The sequence below is a fragment of the Blastococcus sp. SYSU DS0973 genome (genome assembly GCF_054051055.1).
Genome location: NZ_JBJHAN010000008.1, coordinates 144,687 through 168,161 on the forward strand (window position 1 = coordinate 144,687; position 23,475 = coordinate 168,161).

The 23,475-nt window shown below is 76.1% G+C and carries 24 protein-coding genes; 10 read left to right on the forward strand and 14 right to left on the reverse strand.

What is annotated here, in order from left to right; genetic code table 11:
• Positions 1-5 precede the first annotated feature (5 nt).
• Positions 6-374: a BlaI/MecI/CopY family transcriptional regulator gene (locus tag ACI791_RS14485; RefSeq protein ID WP_456586671.1), complete on the reverse strand. Its 369-nt coding sequence runs from the start codon at positions 372-374 to the stop codon at positions 6-8.
• 125 nt (positions 375-499) lie between these two features.
• Here ACI791_RS14485 and ACI791_RS14490 point away from each other — a divergent pair, with 125 nt between their 5' ends.
• The 5 genes from ACI791_RS14490 to ACI791_RS14510 all read left to right on the forward strand — a co-directional run bounded on the left by ACI791_RS14490 (position 500) and on the right by ACI791_RS14510 (position 7,434).
• Positions 500-2,059, forward strand: coding sequence for a cytochrome ubiquinol oxidase subunit I (locus ACI791_RS14490; protein WP_456586672.1), 1,560 nt, complete (start codon positions 500-502; stop codon positions 2,057-2,059).
• A 14-nt stretch (positions 2,060-2,073) separates the two neighbouring features.
• Positions 2,074-3,099: a cytochrome d ubiquinol oxidase subunit II gene (gene cydB / locus ACI791_RS14495; protein WP_456586673.1), complete on the forward strand. Its 1,026-nt coding sequence runs from the start codon at positions 2,074-2,076 to the stop codon at positions 3,097-3,099.
• 17 nt (positions 3,100-3,116) lie between these two features.
• On the forward strand, positions 3,117-6,467 hold the full coding sequence (gene cydC, locus ACI791_RS14500) for a thiol reductant ABC exporter subunit CydC (protein WP_456586674.1): 3,351 nt from the start codon (positions 3,117-3,119) through the stop codon (positions 6,465-6,467).
• 88 nt (positions 6,468-6,555) lie between these two features.
• Complete coding sequence (locus tag ACI791_RS14505; RefSeq protein WP_456586675.1) at positions 6,556-6,804, forward strand: hypothetical protein; 249 nt, start codon at positions 6,556-6,558, stop codon at positions 6,802-6,804.
• An 81-nt stretch (positions 6,805-6,885) separates the two neighbouring features.
• Entirely contained in the window at positions 6,886-7,434 is a 549-nt protein-coding gene (locus ACI791_RS14510; RefSeq protein ID WP_456586676.1) for a hypothetical protein, read from the forward strand.
• Positions 7,435-7,498: 64 nt separating this feature from the next.
• Here the strand turns inward: ACI791_RS14510 and eutC are convergent, their stop codons facing one another.
• The 5 genes from eutC to ACI791_RS14535 all read right to left on the reverse strand — a co-directional run bounded on the left by eutC (position 7,499) and on the right by ACI791_RS14535 (position 12,609).
• A complete protein-coding gene (eutC, locus tag ACI791_RS14515) occupies positions 7,499-8,251 on the reverse strand; it encodes an ethanolamine ammonia-lyase subunit EutC (protein WP_456586677.1) in 753 nt (250 codons plus the stop codon).
• Positions 8,248-9,663, reverse strand: coding sequence for an ethanolamine ammonia-lyase subunit EutB (locus ACI791_RS14520; RefSeq protein ID WP_456586678.1), 1,416 nt, complete (start codon positions 9,661-9,663; stop codon positions 8,248-8,250). Before ACI791_RS14520 ends, eutC begins: the two co-directional genes overlap by 4 nt.
• Complete coding sequence (eat, locus tag ACI791_RS14525) at positions 9,660-11,123, reverse strand: ethanolamine permease (protein ID WP_456586679.1); 1,464 nt, start codon at positions 11,121-11,123, stop codon at positions 9,660-9,662. Before eat ends, ACI791_RS14520 begins: the two co-directional genes overlap by 4 nt.
• A gap of 113 nt (positions 11,124-11,236) precedes the next feature.
• The gene (locus ACI791_RS14530; RefSeq protein ID WP_456586680.1) at positions 11,237-12,136 is read right to left on the reverse strand and encodes an SDR family NAD(P)-dependent oxidoreductase; all 900 of its coding nucleotides are present in this window, start codon (positions 12,134-12,136) and stop codon (positions 11,237-11,239) included.
• A gap of 59 nt (positions 12,137-12,195) precedes the next feature.
• Complete coding sequence (locus ACI791_RS14535; protein WP_456586681.1) at positions 12,196-12,609, reverse strand: hypothetical protein; 414 nt, start codon at positions 12,607-12,609, stop codon at positions 12,196-12,198.
• A gap of 82 nt (positions 12,610-12,691) precedes the next feature.
• On the opposite strand from ACI791_RS14535, the gene ACI791_RS14540 reads away from it, so the two are divergent.
• Positions 12,692-12,961 (forward strand): DUF2277 domain-containing protein, encoded by a 270-nt coding sequence (locus ACI791_RS14540; RefSeq protein ID WP_456586682.1) that lies wholly within the window; start codon positions 12,692-12,694, stop codon positions 12,959-12,961.
• A gap of 91 nt (positions 12,962-13,052) precedes the next feature.
• On the opposite strand, the gene ACI791_RS14545 is transcribed toward ACI791_RS14540, so the two are convergent.
• The gene (locus ACI791_RS14545; RefSeq protein WP_456586683.1) at positions 13,053-13,298 is read right to left on the reverse strand and encodes a hypothetical protein; all 246 of its coding nucleotides are present in this window, start codon (positions 13,296-13,298) and stop codon (positions 13,053-13,055) included.
• Between the two features lie 110 nt (positions 13,299-13,408).
• On the opposite strand from ACI791_RS14545, the gene ACI791_RS14550 reads away from it, so the two are divergent.
• Both ACI791_RS14550 and ACI791_RS14555 read left to right on the forward strand, forming a co-directional pair.
• On the forward strand, positions 13,409-13,894 hold the full coding sequence (locus ACI791_RS14550) for a GNAT family N-acetyltransferase (protein ID WP_456586684.1): 486 nt from the start codon (positions 13,409-13,411) through the stop codon (positions 13,892-13,894).
• 52 nt (positions 13,895-13,946) lie between these two features.
• Complete coding sequence (locus ACI791_RS14555; protein ID WP_456586685.1) at positions 13,947-15,380, forward strand: hypothetical protein; 1,434 nt, start codon at positions 13,947-13,949, stop codon at positions 15,378-15,380.
• Between the two features lie 10 nt (positions 15,381-15,390).
• Here ACI791_RS14555 and ACI791_RS14560 read toward each other — a convergent pair whose 3' ends face one another.
• The 6 genes from ACI791_RS14560 to ACI791_RS14585 all read right to left on the reverse strand — a co-directional run bounded on the left by ACI791_RS14560 (position 15,391) and on the right by ACI791_RS14585 (position 21,489).
• Positions 15,391-16,092, reverse strand: coding sequence for a glycosyltransferase (locus ACI791_RS14560; RefSeq protein ID WP_456586686.1), 702 nt, complete (start codon positions 16,090-16,092; stop codon positions 15,391-15,393).
• The gene (locus ACI791_RS14565) at positions 16,089-16,940 is read right to left on the reverse strand and encodes an NAD-dependent epimerase/dehydratase family protein (protein ID WP_456586687.1); all 852 of its coding nucleotides are present in this window, start codon (positions 16,938-16,940) and stop codon (positions 16,089-16,091) included. Before ACI791_RS14565 ends, ACI791_RS14560 begins: the two co-directional genes overlap by 4 nt.
• Positions 16,937-17,740: an aldolase/citrate lyase family protein gene (locus ACI791_RS14570; protein ID WP_456586688.1), complete on the reverse strand. Its 804-nt coding sequence runs from the start codon at positions 17,738-17,740 to the stop codon at positions 16,937-16,939. Before ACI791_RS14570 ends, ACI791_RS14565 begins: the two co-directional genes overlap by 4 nt.
• A gap of 58 nt (positions 17,741-17,798) precedes the next feature.
• Entirely contained in the window at positions 17,799-18,875 is a 1,077-nt protein-coding gene (locus tag ACI791_RS14575; protein WP_456586689.1) for an ABC transporter ATP-binding protein, read from the reverse strand.
• A complete protein-coding gene (locus ACI791_RS14580) occupies positions 18,872-20,269 on the reverse strand; it encodes an ABC transporter permease (RefSeq protein WP_456586690.1) in 1,398 nt (465 codons plus the stop codon). Before ACI791_RS14580 ends, ACI791_RS14575 begins: the two co-directional genes overlap by 4 nt.
• Positions 20,270-20,478: 209 nt before the next feature.
• Positions 20,479-21,489, reverse strand: coding sequence for an iron ABC transporter substrate-binding protein (locus tag ACI791_RS14585; protein ID WP_456586691.1), 1,011 nt, complete (start codon positions 21,487-21,489; stop codon positions 20,479-20,481).
• Between the two features lie 225 nt (positions 21,490-21,714).
• On the opposite strand from ACI791_RS14585, the gene ACI791_RS14590 reads away from it, so the two are divergent.
• Complete coding sequence (locus tag ACI791_RS14590; protein ID WP_456586692.1) at positions 21,715-22,434, forward strand: hypothetical protein; 720 nt, start codon at positions 21,715-21,717, stop codon at positions 22,432-22,434.
• Between the two features lie 79 nt (positions 22,435-22,513).
• Positions 22,514-22,897 carry a PaaI family thioesterase gene (locus tag ACI791_RS14595; RefSeq protein WP_456586693.1) on the forward strand — a complete coding sequence of 128 codons (384 nt, stop codon included), beginning with the start codon at positions 22,514-22,516 and terminating at the stop codon, positions 22,895-22,897.
• A gap of 22 nt (positions 22,898-22,919) precedes the next feature.
• Here ACI791_RS14595 and ACI791_RS14600 read toward each other — a convergent pair whose 3' ends face one another.
• Positions 22,920-23,150: a hypothetical protein gene (locus ACI791_RS14600; RefSeq protein ID WP_456586694.1), complete on the reverse strand. Its 231-nt coding sequence runs from the start codon at positions 23,148-23,150 to the stop codon at positions 22,920-22,922.
• Positions 23,151-23,475: the final 325 nt, after the last annotated feature.

A 23,475-nucleotide genomic window follows, 5' to 3' on the forward strand; every position in this document is an offset into this window, starting at 1 on the left:
GTGGGTCAGCCGCGCGCGGCGTCGTCCGGGCCGGCTCCCGCGAGCAGTTCCCGGAGGATGCGCGCCTCGTCGGCGTCGACGCCCCCGACGAACCGCGCGAGCACCGCCTGGCGGTCGGCGGCCTGACCGAGCACCTCGCGCATCACCTGGGCGGCGTGCTCCTCGCGGCTGGACCGCGGGGAGAACCGGCGGGGCCGGCCCTCGTCGTGGACGACGAACCCCTTCTGCTCCAGCCGGGTCAGCACGGTGTGCACGGTGGTCAGCGCGAGCCCGCGGTCGGCCAGTTCGTTGCGCAGCCGGGTCGCGGCGACCGGGCCGTCGGCGGCCCACAGCCGCTCCATGACCGCGCGCTCCAGGTCTCCCAGCGACGCCATCGGCCCTCCTGTTCCACGGATCACACGACACTCTTCTACGCCTTGTAGAACTCATCTTCTACTAGGCGTAGAAAGAATGTGTCGATCGTACGACGGTCGCCGCCGAGGACGAAGGAGCAGGCTCCGTGGACGTGCTGGACATCGCGCGGTGGCAGTTCGGGATCACCACCGTCTACCACTTCCTGATGGTGCCGCTGACCATCGGCCTGGGGGTCCTGGTCGCGGTCATGCACACGATGTGGGTGCGGACGGACAAGCCCGAGTGGCTGCGCATGACCCGCTTCTGGGGCCGCATCTACCTGATCAACTTCGTGCTCGGCGTGGCCACCGGCCTGGTGCAGGAGCTCCAGTTCGGGCTGGCCTGGAGCGAGTACTCCCGCTTCGTCGGTGACGTCTTCGGCTCGCTGCTGGCGCTGGAGGCCCTGCTGGCCTTCTTCCTGGAGTCCACGTTCCTCGGACTGTGGATCTTCGGCTGGGGCCGGATCCCCAAGAAGGTCCACCTGGCCGCGCTCTGGGCCGCTGTCATCGGCTCCGTCGTCAGCGCGTACTTCATCATCGCCGCGAACTCGTGGATGCAGCACCCGGTCGGCGTCGTCACCGACGACGCCACGGGCCGGCCGCTCCAGGTGGACTTCCTCGCTGTGCTGACCAACAACACCGCGCTCGCCGCGTTCAGCCACGCCATCGTCGCCGCGCTCATGGTCGCCGGCGCCCTGCTGGTCGGCATCGGGCTGTGGCACCTGCGGAAGCGGCACCTGGAGGGGCGTCCCGAGGACGTCGACTCGCGGGTCTGGCGCCGGTCGGTGCGGCTCGGCGGCTGGGTGTCGCTGGCCGCGTTCGTCCTCGTCGGCCTCACCGGCGACTGGCAGGGCAAGCTGATGTACGAGCAGCAGCCGCTGAAGATGAGCTCGGCGGAGGCGCTCTGCGAGACCGAGGCGCCGGCCTCCTTCTCGATCTTCGCCTGGGGCAAGCTCGGCTCCAACGAGTGCGACGACGTGCACTCGATCACCGTGCCCTACCTGCTCTCCTACCTGGCCCACGGCGACTTCTCCACCGCCGTCCCCGGGGTGAACGACCTGCAGGAGGCCTACTCCGAGGTCTACGGCGCCACCTACCCCGACGACCCGTCGTTCGGGAACAAGGCCGGTGAGCCGATCGACTACACCCCGGTGCTCTCGGTCACCTACTGGAGCTTCCGGTTGATGATCGGCATGGGCGCGGTGTCGGCCGGCGTCGCGGGCTACGCGCTGTGGGCCACCCGCCGCGGCCGGACGCCGACCTCGCGGATCGGCGTGCACGGCTCGCTGCTGGCGGTCGCCGCCCCGTTCGTCGCCAACGCGACCGGCTGGATCTTCACCGAGATGGGCCGCCAGCCCTTCGTCGTCTACCCGAACCCCGACGTCCCGGTCGACGAGCAGGTGTACTTCTTCACCGCCCAGGGGGTCTCCCCCGGCGTCACCGCCGCCGAGGTCTGGACCTCGCTCATCGGGCTGACGCTGGTCTACGGCGCGCTCGCCGTGGTGGAGCTGTGGCTGATCGGCCGCTTCGTCCGCCGGGGGGTCACCACCGGCGATCACACCCCCGCCCAGCCAGCCCCCGTCCCCGGCGAGACCGCCGAGGGCGGTTCCGGTGGCGCCGACGTCCCCCGTCGCAGCGACGACGACGTCCTCTCCTTCGCCTACTGAGATCCGGAGAAGCCATGGACCTGCAGACCGTCTGGTTCGCCGCCGTCGCCGTCCTCTGGACCGGCTTCCTGCTCCTCGAGGGCTTCGACTTCGGCGTCGCCGCCCTGCTGCCCGTGCTGGGCCGGCGCGCGTGCGACCGGCACCTGATGCTGCGCAGCATCGGCCCGCTGTGGGACGGCAACGAGGTGTGGCTGATCACCGCCGCCGGCGCGGTGTTCGCCGCCTTCCCCGGCTGGTACGCCTCCTGGCTGCCGGCCCTCTACCTGCCGTTCGTGCTGGTGCTCTTCGGACTGATAATCCGGGCCGTCGCCTTCGAGTGGCGGCACTCGCACCACACCGCCCAGTGGGACACCACCTGGACGCACGTGATCACCGCCGGGTCGCTGATCGCCGCCCTCGGTATCGGCGCCGCCCTCGGGGCCACCACGCTGGGGCTGCCCATCGACGGCGACGGCAACCGGGTCGGCGGCGCGTTCGCCGGAGTGGGCTGGCCGGCCCTCCTCGGGGCCGTGGCGGTGCTGGCGTTCGCCCTCGTCCACGGGGCGCTGTTCCTGGCGCTCAAGGTCGACGGCGACGTGCGGGACCGGGCACGGGCCTTCGCCGCCCGCTGGGCGCCGGTCGCGGCGTTGCCCCTGCTGGCGTGGGCCGGCCTGGTCCACCTGCGCTACGGCACTCCGGTCACCGGTGTGCTGTGGGCGGTCGCGGCGCTGGCCGTGCTCGTCGCCTGGGTGCGGATCCGGCTCGGTCGCGAGGGCCAGGCCTTCGCCGCCTGGGGTGCGATGCTCGTGGCCGCGGCCGCCACCGTCTTCGGCGCGGCCTATCCGGTCGTCGTCCCCTCGACGGTCGACCGCGCCTTCGACCTGACCATCGCCGACGCCTCGGTCAGCGACTACACCCTCACGGTGATGACCTGGGCCGCCGCGGTGGGCCTGCCGGTGGTGCTGGGCTACCAGGCGTGGACCTACTGGGTGTTCCGCAAGCGGCTGACCGCCGAGCCGGTGCACGAGGAGCCCAGCGACAGCGCTCCGGCCACGGTCTGACGGACAGGGGGACGACGATGTCTGCCGAGCCCGGGCGGGGTCCGCTGGGCGCGCTCGCCGGAGTGCCGGGGCTGACCGGCGCCCTGGTGCGTGCAGCCCTGGCCGCGCTGGTCCAGACCGCCGGGCTGGTGCTGCTGGCCGGCGGACTGGCCTCCGCGGTGGCCCGCGCGAGCGGGCTGGCCGACGGCGCGGCGACGGTCCCGCTGGTGCTCGCCGCGGCGGGCGTGGCGCTGCGCGCCGGGGCGGGCAGCACCGGCGGGGCCCTCGCGGCCCGCGACGCCCGCCGGGCCGAGGACCGGCTCCGCCGTGACCTGCTCGACCGGCTCGCGTCCTCCCCCGCCGCCGTGACCGCGGCCGGCGGCCCCGCCCCGGCCGCCGTGCTCGCCACCACCCGGCTGCACGACCTCGGGCCGGCGCTGGCCACCTACCTCCCGGCGCTCGCGCAGACGCTCGTCGTCCCGCCGGCCCTGTTGCTGGTGCTGGCCTGGACCGACCTGCTCTCGGCGGTGCTGCTCGGCGTCACTCTGCCGCTGGTGCCGCTGTTCATGGTGCTGGTCGGCCGGCACACGCAGTCGGCGACGGCGGACTCCGCGCGGGCGCTGGACCGCATCGCCGCGCACGTCGCCGAGCTGGTGCGGGGCCTGCCCGTGCTCGTCGGGCTCGGCCGGGCCGCCGAGCAGACCGCGGCGCTGGCCGCGCTCGGCGAGGCACACCGCGCCCGCACGCTGGCCACCCTGCGGATCGCCTTCCTCTCGGCGTTGGTGCTCGAGCTCATCGCCACCCTGTCGGTCGCCCTGGTGGCGGTCACCGTGGGCCTGCGGCTGATCGAGGGGCACCTCGCCCTGGGCCTCGGGCTGACCGCGCTGCTGCTCGCCCCGGAGGCGTTCGCCCCGCTGCGCGCCCTCGGCGCGGCCCACCACGCGTCCGAGGACGCCGCGCTCGCCGCCGCCGAGGCGCGGGCCGTGCTCGCCGCGCCCCCCGGCTCCCCGCCGGCCACGGCCCCGGACGACGACGACCCGCGTGGCGCCGACGTCGCCGTCACCGGGCTGACCGTCTCCTACCCGGGACGCTCCACCGCCGCGCTGCCGCCGACCGACCTCGTCGTCCGCCCCGGGGAGCTGGTCGTGCTGCGTGGCCCCAGCGGCTCGGGCAAGTCGACGCTGCTGGCGGCGCTCGCGGGCCTGACCGACCCGGCAGCCGTCGTCGGCGGCTCGGTGACCGGGGTGGGTGCCGTCGCGGTCGTGCCACAGTTCCCGCGCACGACCGGGGCCACCGTCGCCGACGAGCTGCGCCGGCACGCGGCTCCGGAGCCCGGCCTCGACGAGATCACCGCCGAGGCCGTCGTCATCGAGGCGCTGGACCGGGTCGAGGCCGCAGGTGTCGCCGGGCGGGCCCCGGAGTCGCTGTCGCCCGGGGAGCTGCAGCGGGTGGCGCTCGCCCGGGCGTTGGTCCGGGTGCGGCGCGGCGCCCGCCTGCTGCTGCTCGACGAGCCCACCGCGCACCTGGACGACGACGCGCGCGGGCTGGTCGCCGGGGTCCTGGCGACCTTGCGGGGCACGGTCACCGTCCTGCTGGTCACCCACGACCCGGTCCTCGCGGAGCTCGCCGACCGCACCATCGACCTCCCCGCCCCGCACCCGGCCGCCCCGGAGGCAGCCGTTCGTGCACGGACGGCGGTGTCCGGTGCTCCGGAGGCAACCGTCCGTGCACGAAGCGCGACCAGCGAGCGGCCGGCGGACGACGACCGTGCGATCCGGCGTGCGCTGCGCCGGGCCGTGGCCGCCGGGTCGCTGTCGTCGGCCGCGGGGGTCGCCCTCACCGCGGTCTCGGGCTGGCTCATCGTGCGCGCGGCGGAGATGCCGCCGGTGCTCACCCTGATGGTCGCCATCGTGGGCGTGCGCTTCTTCGGCCTGGGCCGGGCGCTGCTGCGCTGGCTGGAGCGCATGACCGCGCACGACGCCGCGCTGCGGCAGGCCGCCGCGCTGCGGGTGCGGGTCTGGCGGGCACTGGCCGCGCAGGGCGTGGCCGCCGACCGGACGCCGGGCTCGGCGCTGGCCCGGATCGTCGGCGACGTGGGCGTGGTGCAGGACCTCACCGTCCGGGTGCGCCCGCCGCTGCTGGTGGCCGCCACCGTGCCCACGGCCACCGTCGCGGTGCTCGCGCTCCTCGATCCCGCAGCCGCCGGCGTGGTGGCCACGGTGCTGGCCCTCACCGTCGGCGCCGTCCTCCTCGCGCACCGCGGAGTGGACGCCGGGGCGGCCCGAGCGGAGAGCACGCTGCGGATCGCGGCGCTCCGGGAGACCAGCACCACCCTCGAGGGGCTGCCCGACCTGCGGGCGCACGCCCTGGCCGGCCGGGCCGCCGCCCATCTCGCCGCGCTCGCCGCCCGGCAGGCCGCCACCGCCGGCACCCGCGACCGTGCCGCCGCCCTGGGCGACGGCCTGGTCGTCCTGGGCGCCGGGCTCGCCGCCGTGCTCGGCACCGCCGCGGCCGCCGCCGGCGACCTCGCCGGCCCGGTGCTCGCCGTCGTCGCGCTGGCGCCGCTGGCCCTGGGAGAGCCGCTGACCGGGCTCGTCGCCGCCCTGCAGCGGCGGGGTGCGCTCGCCGACGCGCGGGCCCGCCTCGACGCCGTGCTCACCGCCCCGGTCGCCGCCGACCCCGCCGAGCCGCTGCCCGCACCGGCCGGCATCTCCGCGCTGCGCACCGAGGGGCTCACCGCCGGCTGGCCCGGCGGTCCCGACGTGCTGCGCGGGGTGGACGCGCAGGCCCGGGCCGGCGACGGCTGGCTGGTCGTGCGCGGGCCCTCGGGCACGGGCAAGTCCACGTTCCTGGCGGTGCTCATGGCCGCGCTGCGGCCCCGCGGCGGGCGCTGCACCGTCGACGGCGTCCTCACCGACCGGCTGACCGGCGACGACCTGCGCGCCCGCATGGCCTGGCTGCCGCAGGAGGCGCACGTGTTCGCCTCCTCCATCCGGGCCAACCTGGCGATGGCCGCCCCGCGGGGCGAGCTCGCCGGCCCGGCCGGGGAGGCGCGCATGCGCGCAGCCCTGACCGCGACCGGGCTCGCGGGGCTGCTCGCCACGCTGCCCGACGGGCTGGACACCCCCGTCGGCGCCGGTGGCACGGCGCTGTCCGGCGGCGAGCGACGGCGGCTCGCCGCCGCACGGGCGCTGCTGGCCGACCGGGACGTCGTCCTGCTCGACGAGCCGACCGCCCACCTCGACGCCCCGACCGCCGCCGCGCTGGTGCGCGACCTGCGTGTCGGCCTGGCCGGACGGGTGGTCGTCTGCGTCACCCACGAGGAGCTCGAGCGCCCCGGCGACACGGTCCTGCACCTCGGGGAGCCGGCCGCCCGCGCGACCACCTGAGGAGTGCCGCGGCCGGTCGTCCCTGCCCGCCGTAGCAGCGGCGGCAGATCGTCCAGGGCCGGCCACGGCACGGCGCTACGGTACGGAGATGCGCCCCTGGCAGCTGCTCGGCGCAGCCGGTCTCGCCGGAGTCGCGGCGGGCGGCGCCGGCTGGCTGCGCGACGAGCGGCGGCGCCGGGCGCACTCCCCCGACGACGTCCGCGCCCGGCGGCACGAGGGGCACGCGGCGGCAGCGCAGCCGCCGCAGCCGGATCCGGAGCCGGTCGTGCCCGCCACGCCCGCCGAGCTCACCGCCGGCCGGCGGCACCGGCTGGCCCGCCTGCTGCGGGACCGCTGACGACGGCGCGTCGCGCACGACCGGCATGACCCCGCAGGCCCGGGGTAGGGAGGTCGGACCACCGCCTCCTGAGGAGAACCCATGGCTCGCAACACCCTGTCCCGTTCACTGCACGACCTCGGCCTGTCCGCCTGGTTCGGAGGCACGCTGGCCAACGCGGTCGCCCTGAACGCCGCCGCCGGCGAGGCCGGGTCCGACTCCGCCACCGGCCGGGTCGCCAACGCCGGCTGGGACCGCTGGACGCCGGTCAACGCCGCCGCGATCGGCGTCCACCTGATCGGCAGCATCGGTCAGCTGCGCGCCAACAAGCAGCGGGTCGCGGCGCAGCAGGGCGTCGGCGGGATGTCGACCCTCAAGACGCTGGTGACCGCGGCCGCCCTCGGCGCGACGGCCTACAGCCGGGTCCTCGGCCAGCGGGTCTCGGCCGCGGGCTCCGTGCCGTCGAAGTCGGGCACCCGGCCGAGCAAGCGGACCAAGGTGGCGCGGGCCGAGGTCGCCGCCGCCCAGCAGCGGCTGGACACCCTGCAGTGGGTCATCCCCGCCCTGACCGGCACGCTGGTCGCGATCAGCTCCTACGCGGGCGAGCAGCAGCGCCCGAGCGAGGTGGCCGCGGGCATCTCCGCCGGCTGACCCTCCGTGTCCTCCCCCGGCCGGCGCGGCACCTGCCCGGTGCCGGCCGGGGTCGGCCCGCCGCTCAGCCGGCGCCGGACGGCAGCGCGGGGCCCTCGTCCTTGAGCGCCACGCCCGAGGCGCCGAGCGCCCGCGCCGCCTCCAGCAGCCGCGCCACGAGATCGGCGGCCTGCGCGTAACCCAGCCCGTGCGGGGGCCGGACGTTGGAGACGCAGTTGCGCTCGGAGTCCACCCGGCCCGGTCGCGGGTCCCAGGTGAGGTAGACGCCGAGCGAGTCCGCCGAGGAGAGCCCCGGCCGTTCGCCGATCACCACGAGCACCACCCGTGCGCCGAGCGCCGCGCCGATCTCGTCGCCGAGCGCCACCCGCGCCTGCGCGGCGAGGACCACCGGGGCCACCGACCAGTCGGCCAGCCGGTCCAGCAGCGCCGTCGTCAGGGCCGCCCCGTGCTCGTGCACCGCCCGCGGCGAGAGGCCGTCGGCCAGCACGATGGCGACGTCGGCCTCCGGGCGCGGCAGCGACCAGCCCGGTGCCAGCCGCCGGCCGAGGTCGGGCCGCTGCAGGTACTGGGCCCGGTCGGCGGCCGCCGAGTGGACCTCGAGCACCGGCAGCCCGTCGAGGGCCGCGCGCACGATGCCGGGGTCGAGGGCCGTGTGCACCGCGTCGCGCGCCACCGCGTGCGCCCGTCGGAATTCCAGCTCCCGCGCGGTCGGCAACCCGTCTCCCGCCCGGCCGAGAGCCACCCGTGCCCGGGTCGCCGCCCGCAGCACCGCCCAGGGGTCCGTGCCCGGGGCCGGGCGGTCGAGGTCGCCGGTCACCGGGAGGCCGCCGCGAGCAGCGCCTTCGCCGCCGGGGCGTCCGCGGTCAGCGACCGCACCCGGCCGTCGTCGTCGAGCAGCTCCATCCGGGCCAGCCACGCCTCGAACTCCGGGGCCGGCCGCAGGCCCAGCACCTGGCGGGCGGTGAGCACGTCGGAGAACGACAGCGACTGGTAGTGCAGCATCACGTCGTCGGCCCCGGGGACGGCGATGACGAACGAGCAGCCGGCCGCGCCGAGCAGCAGGGTGAGGGTGTCGGTGTCGTCGCCGTCGACCTCGGCGTGGTTGGTGTAGCAGACGTCGACCCCCATGGGCAGACCGAGCAGCTTGCCGCAGAAGTGGTCCTCCAGCCCGGCCCGGATCACCTGCTTGCCGTCGTAGAGGTACTCCGGCCCGATGAACCCGACCACGGTGTTCACCAGCAGCGGGTCGAAGTGCCGGGCCACCGCGTAGGCCCGCGCCTCCAGCGTCTGCTGGTCGACCGGCCGCCCGTCGACGCCGATGTGCGCGTCGGCCGACAGCGCCGACCCCTGCCCGGTCTCGAAGTACATGACGTTGCGCCCCACCGTTCCGCGGCCCAGCGCGAGCGCTCCCTCCCGCGCCTCGGCGAGCAGGTCGAGGGTGACGCCGAACCCGCGGTTGGCCGCCTGCGTGCCGGCGACGGACTGGAAGACCAGGTCCACCGGCGCGCCCTTCTCCAGTGCCCGCAGGGTCGTCGTCACGTGGGCCAGCACGCACGACTGGGTCGGGATCCCGTACCGCTGGATCACCGCGTCCACGAGCTCGATCAGGTCGATCGTCCGCGCCGGTGAGTCGGTCGCGGGGTTGATCCCGATCACCGCGTCCCCGGACCCCTGCAGCAGCCCGTCGACGATCGACGCCGTCACACCCACCGGATCGTCGGTCGGGTGGTTGGGTTGCAGCCGCGAGGCCAGCCGCCCGGGCAGGCCGATGGTGCTGCGCAGGCCGGTCACCACCCGCGCCCGGCGGCCGACGGCGATCAGGTCGGCGTTGCGCATGAGCTTCGAGGTCGCCGCCACCATCTCCGGGGTCAGCCCGCGGGCCAGGGCGCCGATCGTCGCCTCGTCGCCCGCCGCGGCCCAGCCCAGCAGACGGTCGCGGAACTCCCCCACCGTCAGGCCGGCCACCGGGGCGAACGCGACCGGATCGTGGGTGTCGAGGATCAGCCGGGTGACGTCGTCCTCCTCGTAGCCGACCACCTGGTCCTCGAGGAAGGTGCTCAGCGGCAGGTCGGCGAGCACGGACTGGGCGGCGACCCGCTGCGCCGCGGACTCCGCCGCGCACCGGGCCAGTACGTCTCCGGAGCGGGCCGGCGTGGCCTTGGCGAGCAGGTCCGACAGGGAGGGGAACTCGTGGGTGTGCCCGCCCAGCGTCGTCCGGCGGACGGTCATCGCACCTCCTCCTCGGCTGCGGCCAGCAGCTCGAACTCCTCCTCGGGAGCCGAGGCCACCAGGTGGTGGCGGCTGTAGAGGGCGAAGTAGCCGAGGAAGACGGCGTAGGCGGCCAGCGTCCACAGCGCGGCGACCGGGTCGACCAGGAAAGTGGCGACGACCGCGGCCGCGGCCAGCACCAGCGCGACGCCGGTGGTGCTGGTGCCGCCCGGCGTCCGGTACGGGCGGGGCAGCTCCGGCTCCCGGCGGCGCAGCACGATGTGGCTGACCATCATCAGCACGTAGGAGACCGTCGCGCCGAAGACGGCCATGTTGAGCAGCATCGCGCCCTGCCCGGTGAGCGAGAGCGCGAAGCCGATGGCGCCGGGCACGAGCAGGGCCAGCATCGGGGCCTTGCGGGAGTTGGTCACCGACAGCGCCCGCGGCAGGTAGCCCGCCCGGGACAGCGCGAAGGTCTGCCGCGAGTAGGCGTAGATGATCGAGAAGAAGCTGGCGACCAGCCCGACCAGCCCGGCGTAGTTGATCACCGTGGCCAGCGTGCTGGAGGCCCCGGCCACCTCGAGCGCCTCCACCGGCGGGTTGCCGCTGGCCGACATGGTCTCCGCACCGCCGGCTCCGGCGGTGACGACCAGCATCAGCACCGCGAGGACCAGCAGCAGGCCCATGGCCGCAACGATGCCGCGCGGCATGGAGCGGGCCGGGTCGCGGGCCTCCTCGGCCGCCAGCGGCACGCACTCCACCGCCAGGAAGAACCAGATCGCGAACGGGAAGGCCGCCCAGACGCCCATCAGGCCGAACGGCAGGAACTCGGAGGCGCCGACGGCGCCGGTGGGCGCGATGTCGAGCAGGTTGGCCGAGTCGAAGGCACCGACCGCCCCCACCAGGTAGAGCACCAGGCCGGCCACGGCGACCGCGGCGATCGCCAGCATGACCTTGAGCGCCTCTCCCACGCCCAGCAGGTGGATGCCCACGAACAGGGCGTAGGCGGCCAGGTACACCCACCAGCCGTCGGTGATGCCGAACAGCCCGAGCGACTCGACGTAGGCGCCGATGAACGTGGCGATGGCGGCCGGCGCGATGGCGTACTCGATGAGCACCGCGACACCGGTCGCGTACCCGCCCCAGGGGCCCAGCGCCCGGCGGGCGAAGGTGTACCCGCCACCAGCGGTCGGCAACGCCGAGCCCAGCTCGGCGAGCCCGAACACCATGGCCGAGTACATGACCGCCATGAGGACGACGGCGATCAGCAGCCCGCCGAAGCCGCCCTCGGCCAGGCCGAAGTTCCAGCCCGCGTAGTCACCGGAGATGACGGCGGCGACCCCGAGCCCGGCCAGCAGCACCCAGCCGGCGGTCCCGGTGCGCAGCTGCCGCTTCTGGTGGTAGCCGGACTCCACGGCCTCGGCCTCGACCCCGTGCCGGGTCGCGGGGCGGGCTGGTCGTACTCGTGGTTCAGCGGTCATGTCTCGGCCTCCCGGTGGGCCCCCGCGTGGTCGGGTGGGCACAGCCTGGCCCGTGCGCCGGCCTCCGGGCAATGTCCTGCGAGGGGACGGAACACGCTGTTCACACGCCCGGTTCAGATGCCGCGCCAGCGCCCCTCGGTGGCGTTGCCGGCCGGCCGGGACCGGAACACGTTGCCCTCGGTGGGCTCCACCCGGTCGCCGGAGAGCGCGAGCCGCTGCAGCAGCGGCTCGACCAGCACGTCGTAGACACCGGGCAGCAGCCGGAAGCCGGCCGTGACGACGTGGTTGAGCACCCCGGCCTGCACGACCCGGCGCGGCCGGTCGAGGGTCGAGAGGATCCGGCGGGCCACCCGCTGCGGCGAGTACACCGGCGGCGGGGGCCGGCCGGTGCTGCCGGCCCACGACGCGCCCTGGTAGTAGATGGGCGTGTTCACCCCGCCGGGTTGGACGATCGAGACGGAGATCCCCGGCTCGTCCCGGGTCTCCTGCTGCAGCACCCGGGCCAGCGCCAGCTGGCCCCACTTGGCGACGGCGTAGGGACCCATGAGCGGTGTGGTCACGTTGCCGAGCAGGGAGTTGACGACGACGAGGTGCCCACCGCCTTGGCGCCGGAACACGGGCAGGACGTGGCGGGCCACCGTGGCGGTGCCGTGCAGCGCGGTGTCGACGACCCGTTCGTAGACCTCCTTGGGCACCTCCTCCATCCGGCCGTAGGCCATGACCTGGGCGGAGTGCACGACGACGTCGAGCCGGCCGAACTCGGCGACCGCGGCGGAGACGACCGCGGCGAAGGCGTCCTCGTCCAGGACGTCGGCCGGGCAGACGGTGACCGCTGCGGCGCCGGCCGCGCGCACCTCGTCGGCGGCTGCCTCCAGCGACTCCCGCCCGCGGGCGACGAGCGCCAGCCGGGCGCCCCGGCCGGCCAGCTGCACCGCCGTCGCCCGGCCGATGCCGCTGGACGCGCCGGTGATCAGCGCGGTGAGCGGGGACCCGTCGGAGTCGGGGATCGGCACGGGGACTCCTCGCCTGGAGCTACGGCCGGTGTCGGGGACGCCGGTTGTCGACGACCGGACTACCCGTGCCCCCCGGCGGTCATGCGGTCGAGCTCCGCCAGCAGCCAGCCGGGCCCGGCGACGCCGACGCCGTCGGGCAGCCGGGCGCGCAGTCCCCGGTCGGCGGTGACGACGAGGACACCGACCCCGCCGCCGGCCAGGCCGGTGACCGTCTCGGCGAGGGCGTCGTCGCCGCTGCCGCCGGCCCGCACGACCGTCACGGCACCGGGCGCCGGAATGTCCCGGGCCGCTCCCTCGACGACGGCGATCACCCCGGTGCAGGCCAGCGGCCCGCCGTCCGGGCCGGTCGTGTCGGCCTCGGGCAGGGCGGTCAGGCGTGCCAGCAGCCGGCTCGCCGCCCCGGCGCGGTCGCGCCACCACCCGTCGGGCCGGGAGCCGACCACGTTGGCGACGTCCACGACCAGCACCGTCACCTCGTCGCCTCCCGCTCCCCGCCTTCGACCGCGCGATCCGCGACGCCGTCCGAACCGGGCCGCCGGCTCCTACCCTGCCGGCATGTGCCGCAACATCCGCCCGCTGGCGAACTTCGAGCCGCCCGCGGCCAGCGACGAGATCCGGGCCGCCGCGCTGCAGTACGTGCGGAAGATCAGCGGAACGGTGAAGCCGTCCCGGGCCAACACCGAGGCCTTCGACCGCGCCGTCGCGGAGATCGCCGCCGCCTCGGCCCGCCTCCTCGAGTCGCTGGTGACCACCGCGCCCCCGCGCGACCGGGAGGTCGAGGCGGCCAGGGCCCGCGAGCGGGCAGCCCTGCGCCACGGCTCCTGACCGCGCCGCCCGGGGACCGCCGGTTCTCCGCCTCTCCCGGCGCACGGCGCTCGTCGGCGAGGCCACGGCCGCGCCGGGCAACTGACCGCGGTCAGTCCTCCGTCGCCGGGCCGACGTCGTGCGGGTCCGGCGTGCGGAAGGGCGGGTCGTCCGGCGGGTCGGCGTGCGCACCGCCGGCATCGGCCGGCGGGCGGTCGGTCTCCGCGGCGCGGTCGGGCTCCTCGCCCCCGACGCCGAACCCGTCGGCGGGCGCCGGTGCCCCCGCGCCTGGATCGGCCGTGGGGATGCCGTCGTCCGGACGGCCGAGGTTCGGTTCCAGGGGGCTCGACATCGACATGCCCCGGTCCCTACCCCGCCGAAGCGGCGTACTCCCCTGCCGCAGCCGGTCGTTCGCCCGGTCGACTCCCGGGCGCCGGACGGTGATCACCCCTCGGCTACAACTGCGGCATGACTTCCCCCGGGCCGACCCGTTCCGAGCCGCTGCTCCGCCGCGCCCGGTTTGCCGACCTCACCCCCTTCGAGGTCTACGGGCTGTGCCGGCTGCGCGTCGACGTCTTCGTGGTCGAGCAGGAGTGCCCCTATCCGGAGCTCGACGGCCGGGACGTGGAGCCGGCGACCGAGCACCTGTGGCTGGAGGCCGCCGACGGCGCCGTGCTGGCGACGATCCGGGTGCTCGCCGACGGCGCGACGCGCGCCATCGGCCGGGTGGCCACCGCGGCCGACGCCCGCGGCCGCGGGCTGGCCGCGCGGTTGATGACGGAGGCGCTGGCGAGCTACGGCGGCGGGCCGCTCGTCCTCGGCGCCCAGGCGCACCTGCAGCACTGGTACGAGCGCTTCGGCTTCCGCCTCAGCGGACCGGGCTACGTCGAGGACGGCATTCCGCACGTGCCGATGCGGCGCGAGCCGACCGGAGCCGGACCGCGCCCGGCGTGACCGGGTGCGGCCGGGTCCCGGGAACCAGATCAGGGTCACCTAACCTGCACGGGTGACGACGGTGACGGAGCGGCCGGCTGCGCCCCCGGTGGTCGCGCCGGTGCCGCGCTGGTCGCCCGCGGAGCTGCTGCCCGCGGTGCTCGTCACGGTTCTCGGCGGGTGGCTGCTGAGCGCCGGCCACGGGCTGTGGTTCGACGAGCTGTTCACCGCCGAGGTGGCCCGGCTGCCGTTGCGCGAGATCCTCACCGCGATCGCCAGCGGTGAGGGAACCGCCGGCTACCTGGCCGGCGTCCCGCCGTCGTACAATGCCCCCTACTACCTCGTCATGCACGGGTGGATGTCCCTCCCGGGCCTCGGCGGGGACACCTCGCTGCGCGTGCTCTCCCTGCTGGCGACCGCGGGCGGGCTGACCCTGATCACCCGCGCCGTCACCCGCCTCTCCGGTCGGCCCACCGGAGTGCTGGCCGGGCTGGTGCTCGCGACCGCCCCGCTGGTGCTCGAGCAGTCGGTGGAGGCCCGCAGCTACGGGCTGGCCGTCCTGGCCACCGGCGCCGCGGCGCTCGGGCTGGTCCGCTGGCTCCAGGAGGCGCCACGGGGCCTGCTGCTGTTCGGCCTGGCGGCGGCGGGCATGGGTCTGGCCCATTGGTACGCCGTCACCGTGCTGGCCGCCTTCGTCGTCGCGGCGGTGCTGCTGCGACCGCGCCGCGCCCTCCCCGTCGTGGTCACCGGGGCGCTGGCCGCCCTGCCGGCCGCGGGCTTCGTGGCGCTGGCCGTGCTCAACGGAACGGGTGCACGCAACGCCGAGCACCTGCGCGACACCGACGGCCGGCTGGTCGCCCTCGCCGCGGAGGCCTGGGCCGGTGGGCGCACGCCGCTGCTCTGGCTCGGGATGGGGCTGGCGGTGGTCGGAGCCGTCCACGCGACCGGCGTCCGGGTCGTCGGCGCCTGCTGGGTGCTGGTGCCGCTGGCGCTGCTCGTCCTGACCGAGCTGGTGCGCCCGGTGTTCCTGCCCCGGTACCTGCTGGCCGGCCTGCTGGGCCTGGGCGTGCTCGCGGCGGCCGGGGCCATGTCGCTGCCGCGGCCGGCGCGCGTCCCGGTGGCGGCGGTGCTGCTCGGCTGCTCGTTGCTCGCGTCCGCGCCGCTGGCCGACCGGGGCCCCCGCGAGCGGGCCGACGAGGTGGTGGCGTTGCTGGCCGAGCTGCACGAGCCGGGCGAGCCGATCGTCGCCGCGGACCAGCGGTCGGCCACCGGCCTGGACCACTACGTGCGCACGCTCGCCGCCCAGCTGCGCCCCGACGTCGTCCTGCCGCCCGACGACGCCCCGGCCGGGGAGGACCGGGTGTGGCTGGTCCGGCGGCTCATCGACGGCCGCCCGGAGCCCACCGACGACGACGCGGTGCTGCAGGAGGCGGGCATGCGGATGAGCCGGCAGTACGACTTCCCGGCCGGCAAGACCGATCTCGTCGTCCAGCTCTGGGTCCGCTGAAGGGTCCCGGTCAGCGGCGGGTGCGCAGCGCCCAGGCCAGCGACCGGGCCGACTGCCGCACCCGGGCGCCGGCGGTCCACGCCGACCGGCCCACCGGACGCCGGGCGCGGGTCACCGGCACGCTGGTCACCGGCCGGCCGGATCGGCCGACGGCGAGCACCACGCTGGGCGCCCCGCGGTCGCGCACCCCGCTGAGGACGGCGGCGCGCACGACCGGTCCCAGGGCGAGGAACGCACCGGCGTCGGGAGGGAGCCCGGTCAGGCTTCCGGCCACCCGCCGGTGCAGCGTGCCGGTGAGCCGGCGCAGCGGCGACTCGTAACGACCGCGCCGCCCGGCGAACACCGCCTCGACGTCGCCGCACGCCAGCCGGTCCAGCAGCAGCGGCACCGCCTCGGGCGGGTCCTGCAGGTCGGCGTCCAGGCACACCCAGACGTCGGCATCCGCCTCGTCGGCCAGCCCGCGGGCCAGGGCCGCGTGCTGCCCCCCGTTGACGGTCAGCACGGTGACCCCGATGCGGGCGTCGTCGTCGGCGAGGGCCGCCGCCACCGCCGCGCTGCCGTCCGGAGAGGCGTCGACGACCAGCCGCAGCCGCCACGAGCGGCCGGCGAGCGCCGTGCCCAGCCGGCCGGCGAGCTCGGCGAGGGTCGCCTCGTTGCCGTACACCGGGACGACGACCGCGACCCGGGGCTCCGCCGCCGCGCGGACGGTCATCCCGCCGCCCAGGTGCGCGCCAGCCCCTCGGCGAGGTCGACCGTGGGCGCCCAGCCGAGCAGCTGCCGCGCCCGCGCGGGGTCGCACACCCAGTCGGCGGTGTCCCACCCCCGGCCGGGATGGGCGCCCGGAGCCGTCGCGATCGGCCGGCCCGTGGCCCGCTCGGCGGTCGCCACCAGCTCCTCCGTGCTCGTCTGCACACCGGTGCCGATGTTGAGGACCACCCCCGGCGGCAGCCGGTCGTCCACCGCGGCGCGCACGCAGGCGTCGACGACATCGCCGACCCACACCCAGTCCCGCCTGCTCAGCCGTGCCGGCAGGGCGACGGTGCCGCCCTCGCGGGCCGCGGCCATCACCACCGGCACCAGCCGGGTGGGGTGGTCGCCGGGTCCGTACACCTGGAAGGCGCGCAGGACCGCGGCGCGCACACCGCGCTCGGCCGCGGCCGCCTGCAGCAGCAGCGAGCCCGCCGCCTTCGTCGCGCCGAAGAAGCCCCGCGGCTCCAGGGCCGCGTCCTCGGTCAGCGGCCGGGGTGCCGCCGCGTACTCGGTGGACGATCCCAGCCGCACCACGGCACGGCAGCGGTCGGGCAGCGCGTCCACCAGCCACGGCGTGGTGTTGACCGCCGTGGTCGCGGCCCGGTCCGCGGGGGTCGCCTTGGCGCGGCCCGCGGCGAGGGCGAAGACGACGTCGGGGTCGGCGGCACGCACGGCGGCGGCCCCCGCACCGGGATCGGCCAGGTCCACGTCCCGGCGGGTGAGGCCGACGACGTGCCAGCCGTCCCGCTCCAGCCGGTCCACCAGGTGCCGGCCGACGAAACCGCCGGCCCCGGTCACGAGCGCCCTCACGCCGGCTGCGGTACCGGTCCGGTCACGCCCGCGCGCGACCCCTCGACGGCCGCGGCGAAGGCCCGGCGCAGCTCGGCCGCCCGGGCCGGACCGGCCGCGCGCACGTCCGCCAGGGCCACGAGCAGCCGGGGCACCTCCACGAACGGGTCGCGGCCGGCCATGTCGGCGGTGAAGGAGCGCCGCAGGAACGTGAACTCGGCGCCGGTGCGGACCAGCTCGGCGGCGAGCAGGTCGCCCGGCACCGGGAACCCCCGCCCCGGAAGGGTCAGACCGCCGACCCCGAACGAGGTCCGCACCTGCGCGCGGACCCCGTCGACGGTGCCGTCCAGCAGGGGACGAAACAGCTCGGTGGACCCGCGGTCGATGCGCAGGTCGTTGAGCCCGACGTAGATACGGGACAGCGGCCGCTGCGCCAGCTCGGCCGCCCGGTCCACGGCGTCCTGGGTCTCCACCAGGATGCCCAGCCCGCAGCGGCCCGCGACCAGCTCCAGTGTCCGGTCGACCTCCTCGACCGTCCGCACCATGGGGAGCAGGATCTCGTCGGCGCCGCGCCCGACGGCCTCGGCGACCTCACCTGCGGTCCACGGCCCGTACCCGTTGATCCGGCAGACCAGCCGCCCGGGGGTGGCGGCGCGCATCGCACTCAGGTCCTCGGGGGTGTCGGCGTTGATCTGGGTCCCCTCACCCGCCTGCCGCCGGTGCTTGCCGCGGCACTCCCAGTCGACGACGATCCCGGCCGCGCCGGCGGCGACCACGTCGCCGCCCCACTGCGGCTCGGTGGTGAAGAGGAAGAGGTCCATGCGGGTCAGCTTAGGCTCTCCTAACTCGATGTCCGCGCGCGGTCCGCGGTGCGCCGCGTCAGGCCGCAGGATCGGGGACGGCGGTGCGCGGAGCCGGCCCGGGAGCCGGGTAGGTCAGCGCGGCACCGGCCACCTCGATGGCGACCTCCTGCCCGACCGAGGGGAGGTCGGCGCCCTCCAGCCGGGCGGTCACGGTTCCGCCGTCGGGGAGGGTCAACCACACCCGGGAGTCGTGGCCGTAGAAGTCCACGCTGCGTACCCACGCCCGCACGCCCGACGACGCGAAGGGCGCGCCGAGCCGGAGCTGTTCCGGCCGCAGCAGCACGCGGACGGGCCCGTCCACCGCCGGCTGCCCGACCGGGAGGACGCCGAGCGCGCAGTGCGCCCGGCCGTCGCGCAGCTCGCCGTCGAGGACGACCGACTCCCCGACGAACGCCGCCACGTCCAGGTCGGCGGGGCGCCGGTAGAGGGTGCGCGGGTCGGTGAGCTGGACCAGCCGCCCGCGGCGCAGCACGGCCACCTGGTCGGCCATCGACAGCGCCTCCGCCTGGTCGTGGGTCACCAGCACCGCGGTGGCCCCCGCCGCGGTCAGCGCCGCGGCGACGGCCTGCCGGGTGTCCTCGCGCAGCCCGGCGTCGAGGGAGGAGAACGGCTCGTCCAGCAGGACGAGGGAGGGGGCGGGCGCCAGTGCCCGCGCCAGTGCGACGCGCTGCTGCTGGCCCCCGGAGAGCTGGTGCGGCGACCGATCGGCCAGCTCGGCGTCCAGCCCCACGAGGCCGAGCAGCTCGCGCACCCGCCCGGTGTCCCGCCGGAGCCGTCGGGGCAGCCCGAACATGACGTTGCCGGCCACGGACAGGTGCGGGAACAGCCCGCCCTCCTGCGGCACGAACCCGATGCCGCGCCTGCGGGCGGGCACCCCGCGCCCCGCGCCGGTCACGATGCGGTCCCCCACCGCCACGGTGCCCGCATCAGGGGTGTCGAAGCCGGCCACCAGCCGCAGCAGGGTCGTCTTGCCGCAGCCCGACGGGCCGAGCAGGGCGGTGAGGCTGCCGGCCGGCACGTGCAGGTCGACGCCGGTGAGGACGGGGGCGGGGCCGAACGCCTTGCTCAGGCCGGTCACGGTCAGGGAGCTCATGGGATCAGACCTCGTCGGGTGTCGCGGGACAGCAGCACGGTGGCCGGCGCGGACAGCAGCACCATGACCAGCGCGTACGGAGCGGCGGCCCCGTACCGGAGGGCGCTGCTGGCCGACCAGAACGCCGTCGCCAGCGTCGTCGTCCCGGTGGGGGCCAGCAGCAGGGTGGCCGTCAGCTCGGTGACCACCGCGAGGAACACCAGCGCCGCGCCCGCGCCCAGACCCGGCGCGAGCAGGGGCAGGGTGACCCGGCGCAGCCGGTCGGCGCCGGAGGACCCCAGCGACGCGGCCACGTCGTCGTAGAGCGGCGGGGACTGCTCGACCGCCGCCCGCACCGTCACGATCGCCCGGGGCAGGAAGAGGATCGCGTAGCCGGCCAGGAGGACCGGCACGGTCTGGTACAGCCACGGCGTGCCCCGGATGCTGAGGGTGACCAGCGCCAGCGCGACGACGATGCCGGGGACCGCGCTGCCCAGGTAGGTGGCCCGCTCCAGCAGCGTCGCCACCCGGCTCCGGGCGCGGACGGCCAGCCAGCCGGTGGGCAGCGCCATCGCGGTGGTGACCAGCGCCGCGACCGCCGCCAGGGCCAGGGTGCTGCCGGTGGTGGCGGCCAGGTCGCCCCAGGGGACCCCGTCGGAGACGCCCGCCAGCATCCAGTACGTCACCCCGCCGAGCGGGACCAGCAGCGCGGCGCCCACCAGCGCGGCGAGGCCCAGCAGGGCCGGCACGGCGAGCCGGCCCAGCCGCACCGGGCGCACCGGCCGCGCGGCGCCACGACCGCTGCCCGCGTACCCGCGCGCACCGCGCAGCCGCAGCTCACCCAGCAGCAGCAGGAGGCAGAGCAGCACCAGGACGCCGGCGAGCGTCGTGGCGCCCGGCCCGTTGAACGTGGACCGGTACTGGTCGTAGATGGCGGTGGTGAAGGTCGGGTAGCGCAGCATCTGCAGAGCGCCGAACTCCGCGAGCAGGTGCAGCGCCACGAGCAGTCCGCCGCCCAGGAGCGCCACCCGCAACTGGGGCAGCTGCACCCGCCTGAACACCGCCCAGTCGGACAGGCCGAGCCCGCGGGCGGTGTCCTCCAGCGCCGGGTCCAGCCCCCGGAAGGCGGCGACCACCGGCAGGTAGACGAACGGGAAGTAGGACAGCGACACCACCAGCAACGCGCCGGCGTAGGTGTCCAGCCCGGGCAGCAGCGAGACCCACGCGAAGCTGTTCACGAACGCCGGCACCGCCAGCGGCGCCACCAGCAGCACGTGCCAGAGCCGGCGGCCGGGCACCGTTGAACGCTCGACCAGCCAGGCCGCGCCGACGCCGAGGACGGCGCAGACGGCGACGGTGCCCATCGCCAGCCGTCCGGTGTTCCAGAGCAGCTCGGCGACCCTCGGCCGCAGCACCAGGTCGCGGATGCCCGACCAGCCGAGCTCGGCGGTGTAGCCGGCGATGTAGGCCAGCGGCAGCAGCGCCAGCGCCGCGACGCAGACGGCCAGCGCCAGGGTGACCGGGGAGCGCCGCAGCCGTCCGCCGTCGCGCGCGGACGCGCGGGAACCCCGGGACGCCGGCCGGGCCGGCGTCCCGGGGCCCGGGTCCTGCAGCGCGGCAGCAGTCAGAGCAGGCCCACTTCCTGCATCAGGTCGGTGACCGCCGGGGCATCGAGGCTGCCGGGGTCGAGCTCCGGTGCCTGCAGCTCTGCCAGCGGTGGCAGCGCGTCGGCCGACGCGACGCCGGTGCCGACGGCGTACTCGAGGGCGGTGCTCTCGGCCAGCCGCTCCTGCGCCGCGCGGGCGGTGAGGAAGGCGACCAGCTGCTGCGCCTGCTCGGGCTGGTCGGAGGAGGCGAGCACCCCGGCGCCGGAGACGCTGAGGAAGGCGCCCGGGTCCTGGTTGCCGAAGTAGTGCAGCGACGCGTCGTCGCCGATGAGCCCGCCCTCGGCCTGGTCGCGGTACCAGTAGTAGTGGTACATCACCCCGAGGTCGACCTCGCCCTCGTCGACGGCCTTCATCACCGCGGTGTTGCTGGCGTAGATCTCGGCGTTGCGCTCCAGGCCGGTCAGCCAGGCGCGGGTGGCCTCCTCCCCCTCCAGCGCGAGCACGGCGCTGACGATCGCCTGGAAGTCCGCTCCACCGGCGGCGATCCCGACCCGGCCCTCGTACTCCGGCTCGGCCAGCTCGAGGATCGAGGCGGGCAGCTGCTCCGCGGGCACCGCGTCCGGGTCGTAGGCCAGCACGGTGGAACGGGCGGCGAAACCGGTCCAGTTGCCCGACGACGGCCGGAACTGCTCGTCGACCTGGGCGAGGGTGTCCTCGTCCAGCGGCGCCAGCAGCCCCGCCCGGTCGACGACGTCGATCGCGGGGCTGTTCTCGGTGAGGAACACGTCGGCCGGTGAGGCCTCGCCCTCCTCGATGATCTGGTTGGCCAGCTCGGAGTCGTTGGCGTCGCGGAACTCCAGCTCGATGCCCGTCTCCTCCGTGAAGTCGGCCAGCATCGTGCGCACGAGGCTCTCGTGCTGCGCGCTGTACACGGTGAGCGTGTCGGAGTCGGAACCGCAGGCGGCCAGCGAGGCCGCGAGGGTGAGGGTGGAGACGACGCCGACGGTCGCACGCCCGAGCCTGGTCATGCATGTCCTCCTACGGATAGGCGAGGCATACCTAAGCATGCTCGATCTCGCCCCGGCCAGCCGCCTCCCGGCGGAGCCGGCTACGACCGAGGTCGTGACCGGTTCCGCTCCCGCGACGCAGCGGGACCGCCGACGGCGCCGCGATCTCCCCGCCCTCGCCGCTCTGCTGGCCGCTCGCCGACTCCGGCCGAGGGATCCTTCGGCCGGACTGGGTAGGCGTGGTGGATGCAGCGGCAACCCACGCCCGGCGATCGCCCCGAGGAGCTTCCGGAGGCCCCGGACGCACCCGAGAAGGAGGGGCTCGCCCGGCGGCTGGACAAGCCGATGGGGGCGCTCGGCCTGGTGTTCGTCCTCGTCGTCCTCGGGCAGTCGCTGGCCCGGGAGCCGTGGCTGGTGACCACGCTGAGCGTCACGGGCTGGGTGCTCTGGGCCGTCTTCGTCGCCGAGTTCGCCCACCGGGCCATCACCGCCCGTGACAAGCGGCGGTTCTGGACCCGCAACTGGTGGCAGCTGGTCTTCCTCGCCATACCGTTCCTGCGGTTCGCCCGTGCGCTGTCCCTGCTGCGGGCGGCCCGCGTCGGCGGGGTCGTCTCGGCCGCCGTCCGCGGATCACGGTCGGCCGGCCGGCTGCTCAGCGGGCGGATCGGCTGGCTGGGCGCGGTGACCGTCGTGGTGGTGCTGGGGGTGAGCCAGCTGCTCTACGTGCTCGGCGCCTACGACTCCTACGTCACGGCCCTCTACGAGGCCGCGCTGGCCACCGTCAGCGGGCAGCCGCTGACGGCCGACGGCGGGCTCGCGCGGGTCCTCGACATCGTCCTCGCCGTCTACTCCGTGGTGGTGTTCGCCACGGTCGCCGGCGCGCTCGGCGCCTACTACCTCGACCGCCGCGAGAGCGAGCGCAGTGGCGCCGGGGACCGTGCCCCGGCCGGTGCGCCGGGCGCCTGAGCGCTCCGGACCGCCGCGCCGACCCCAGGTTCTCCTGCCGCCGGGCGTGCTCACCACCCGGCAGGGGTAGGGGCGGGCGATGAGCGAGGATGTGCGCACGGGTGGGTTCGCCGAGCGGCTGGGGGCCCGCCCCGAGTCGGCGCAGGACGGTTCGGCGCGGATGAGCTTCGAGGTGACCGAGGAGCACCTCAATCCGGCCGGCACGCTGCACGGCGGGGTGCTGGCCACGCTGGTCGACACGGCGATGGGGCTGGCGGTGCGCACCACCACCGGGGAGGGCGAGGTGCCCGCGACCAGCCAGCTCACGGTCACCTACCTGCGGCCGGGGAGGCCCGGCCCGCTGCAGGTGACGGCCCGGCTGCGCACCCGCGGGGAGCACCTGACGGTGTGCGAGGCCGACGTGGAGCAGGAGGGCAGGGCGCTCGCCCACGCCGTCGCGACGTTCGCGCTGCTGGCCCGCTGACGCCCGCCCTCCGGGCCCGCCGTCAGACCAGGGCCGGGGCCCGCTCCGCCAGGAGAGGGATGACGGCGCTGCTGGTGTCGTTGACGTTGTTGTCCTCGTCCCCGGTCTGGGCGACGACGAGGATGTAGGTGAAGATCGCCGCGAGGACCAGCAGGATCGCGAGCGGGATCAGGACGCGGCCGAGCCGGCGGCCCTTGGATGTGCCGTGCCCGTCGGCCGGGTCCTGCCTGCCGTCGTCGTGGGGGTGCACCATCTGTGCGGCCTCCTGTGTCCTGAGCGGGAGGCGGCCGGACGACCGCCCTTCCGCTCCATGCCCCGGGGAGACGCGGACCACGCCCCGATCCGGCGTCTGCGGGCGGGGCGGCAGGCCGACGGCCGGCTGGACCGGGACGCGGCCCGGCACCACCCCGAGCCGACGGACGCCGCCCGGGAGGTCACCCGGGCGGGTCGCCTCCTGGAGGGGCGTCGAGGTCCGCTGTCCGCCGGCGGTCAGCGGGCCGGGCGGGTGCCCGCGAGCACGGGGGCCGCGGGGGCGGCGTAGGCCTCGTGCTGGGGGGGGACGGTCTTGTTGTACCCGT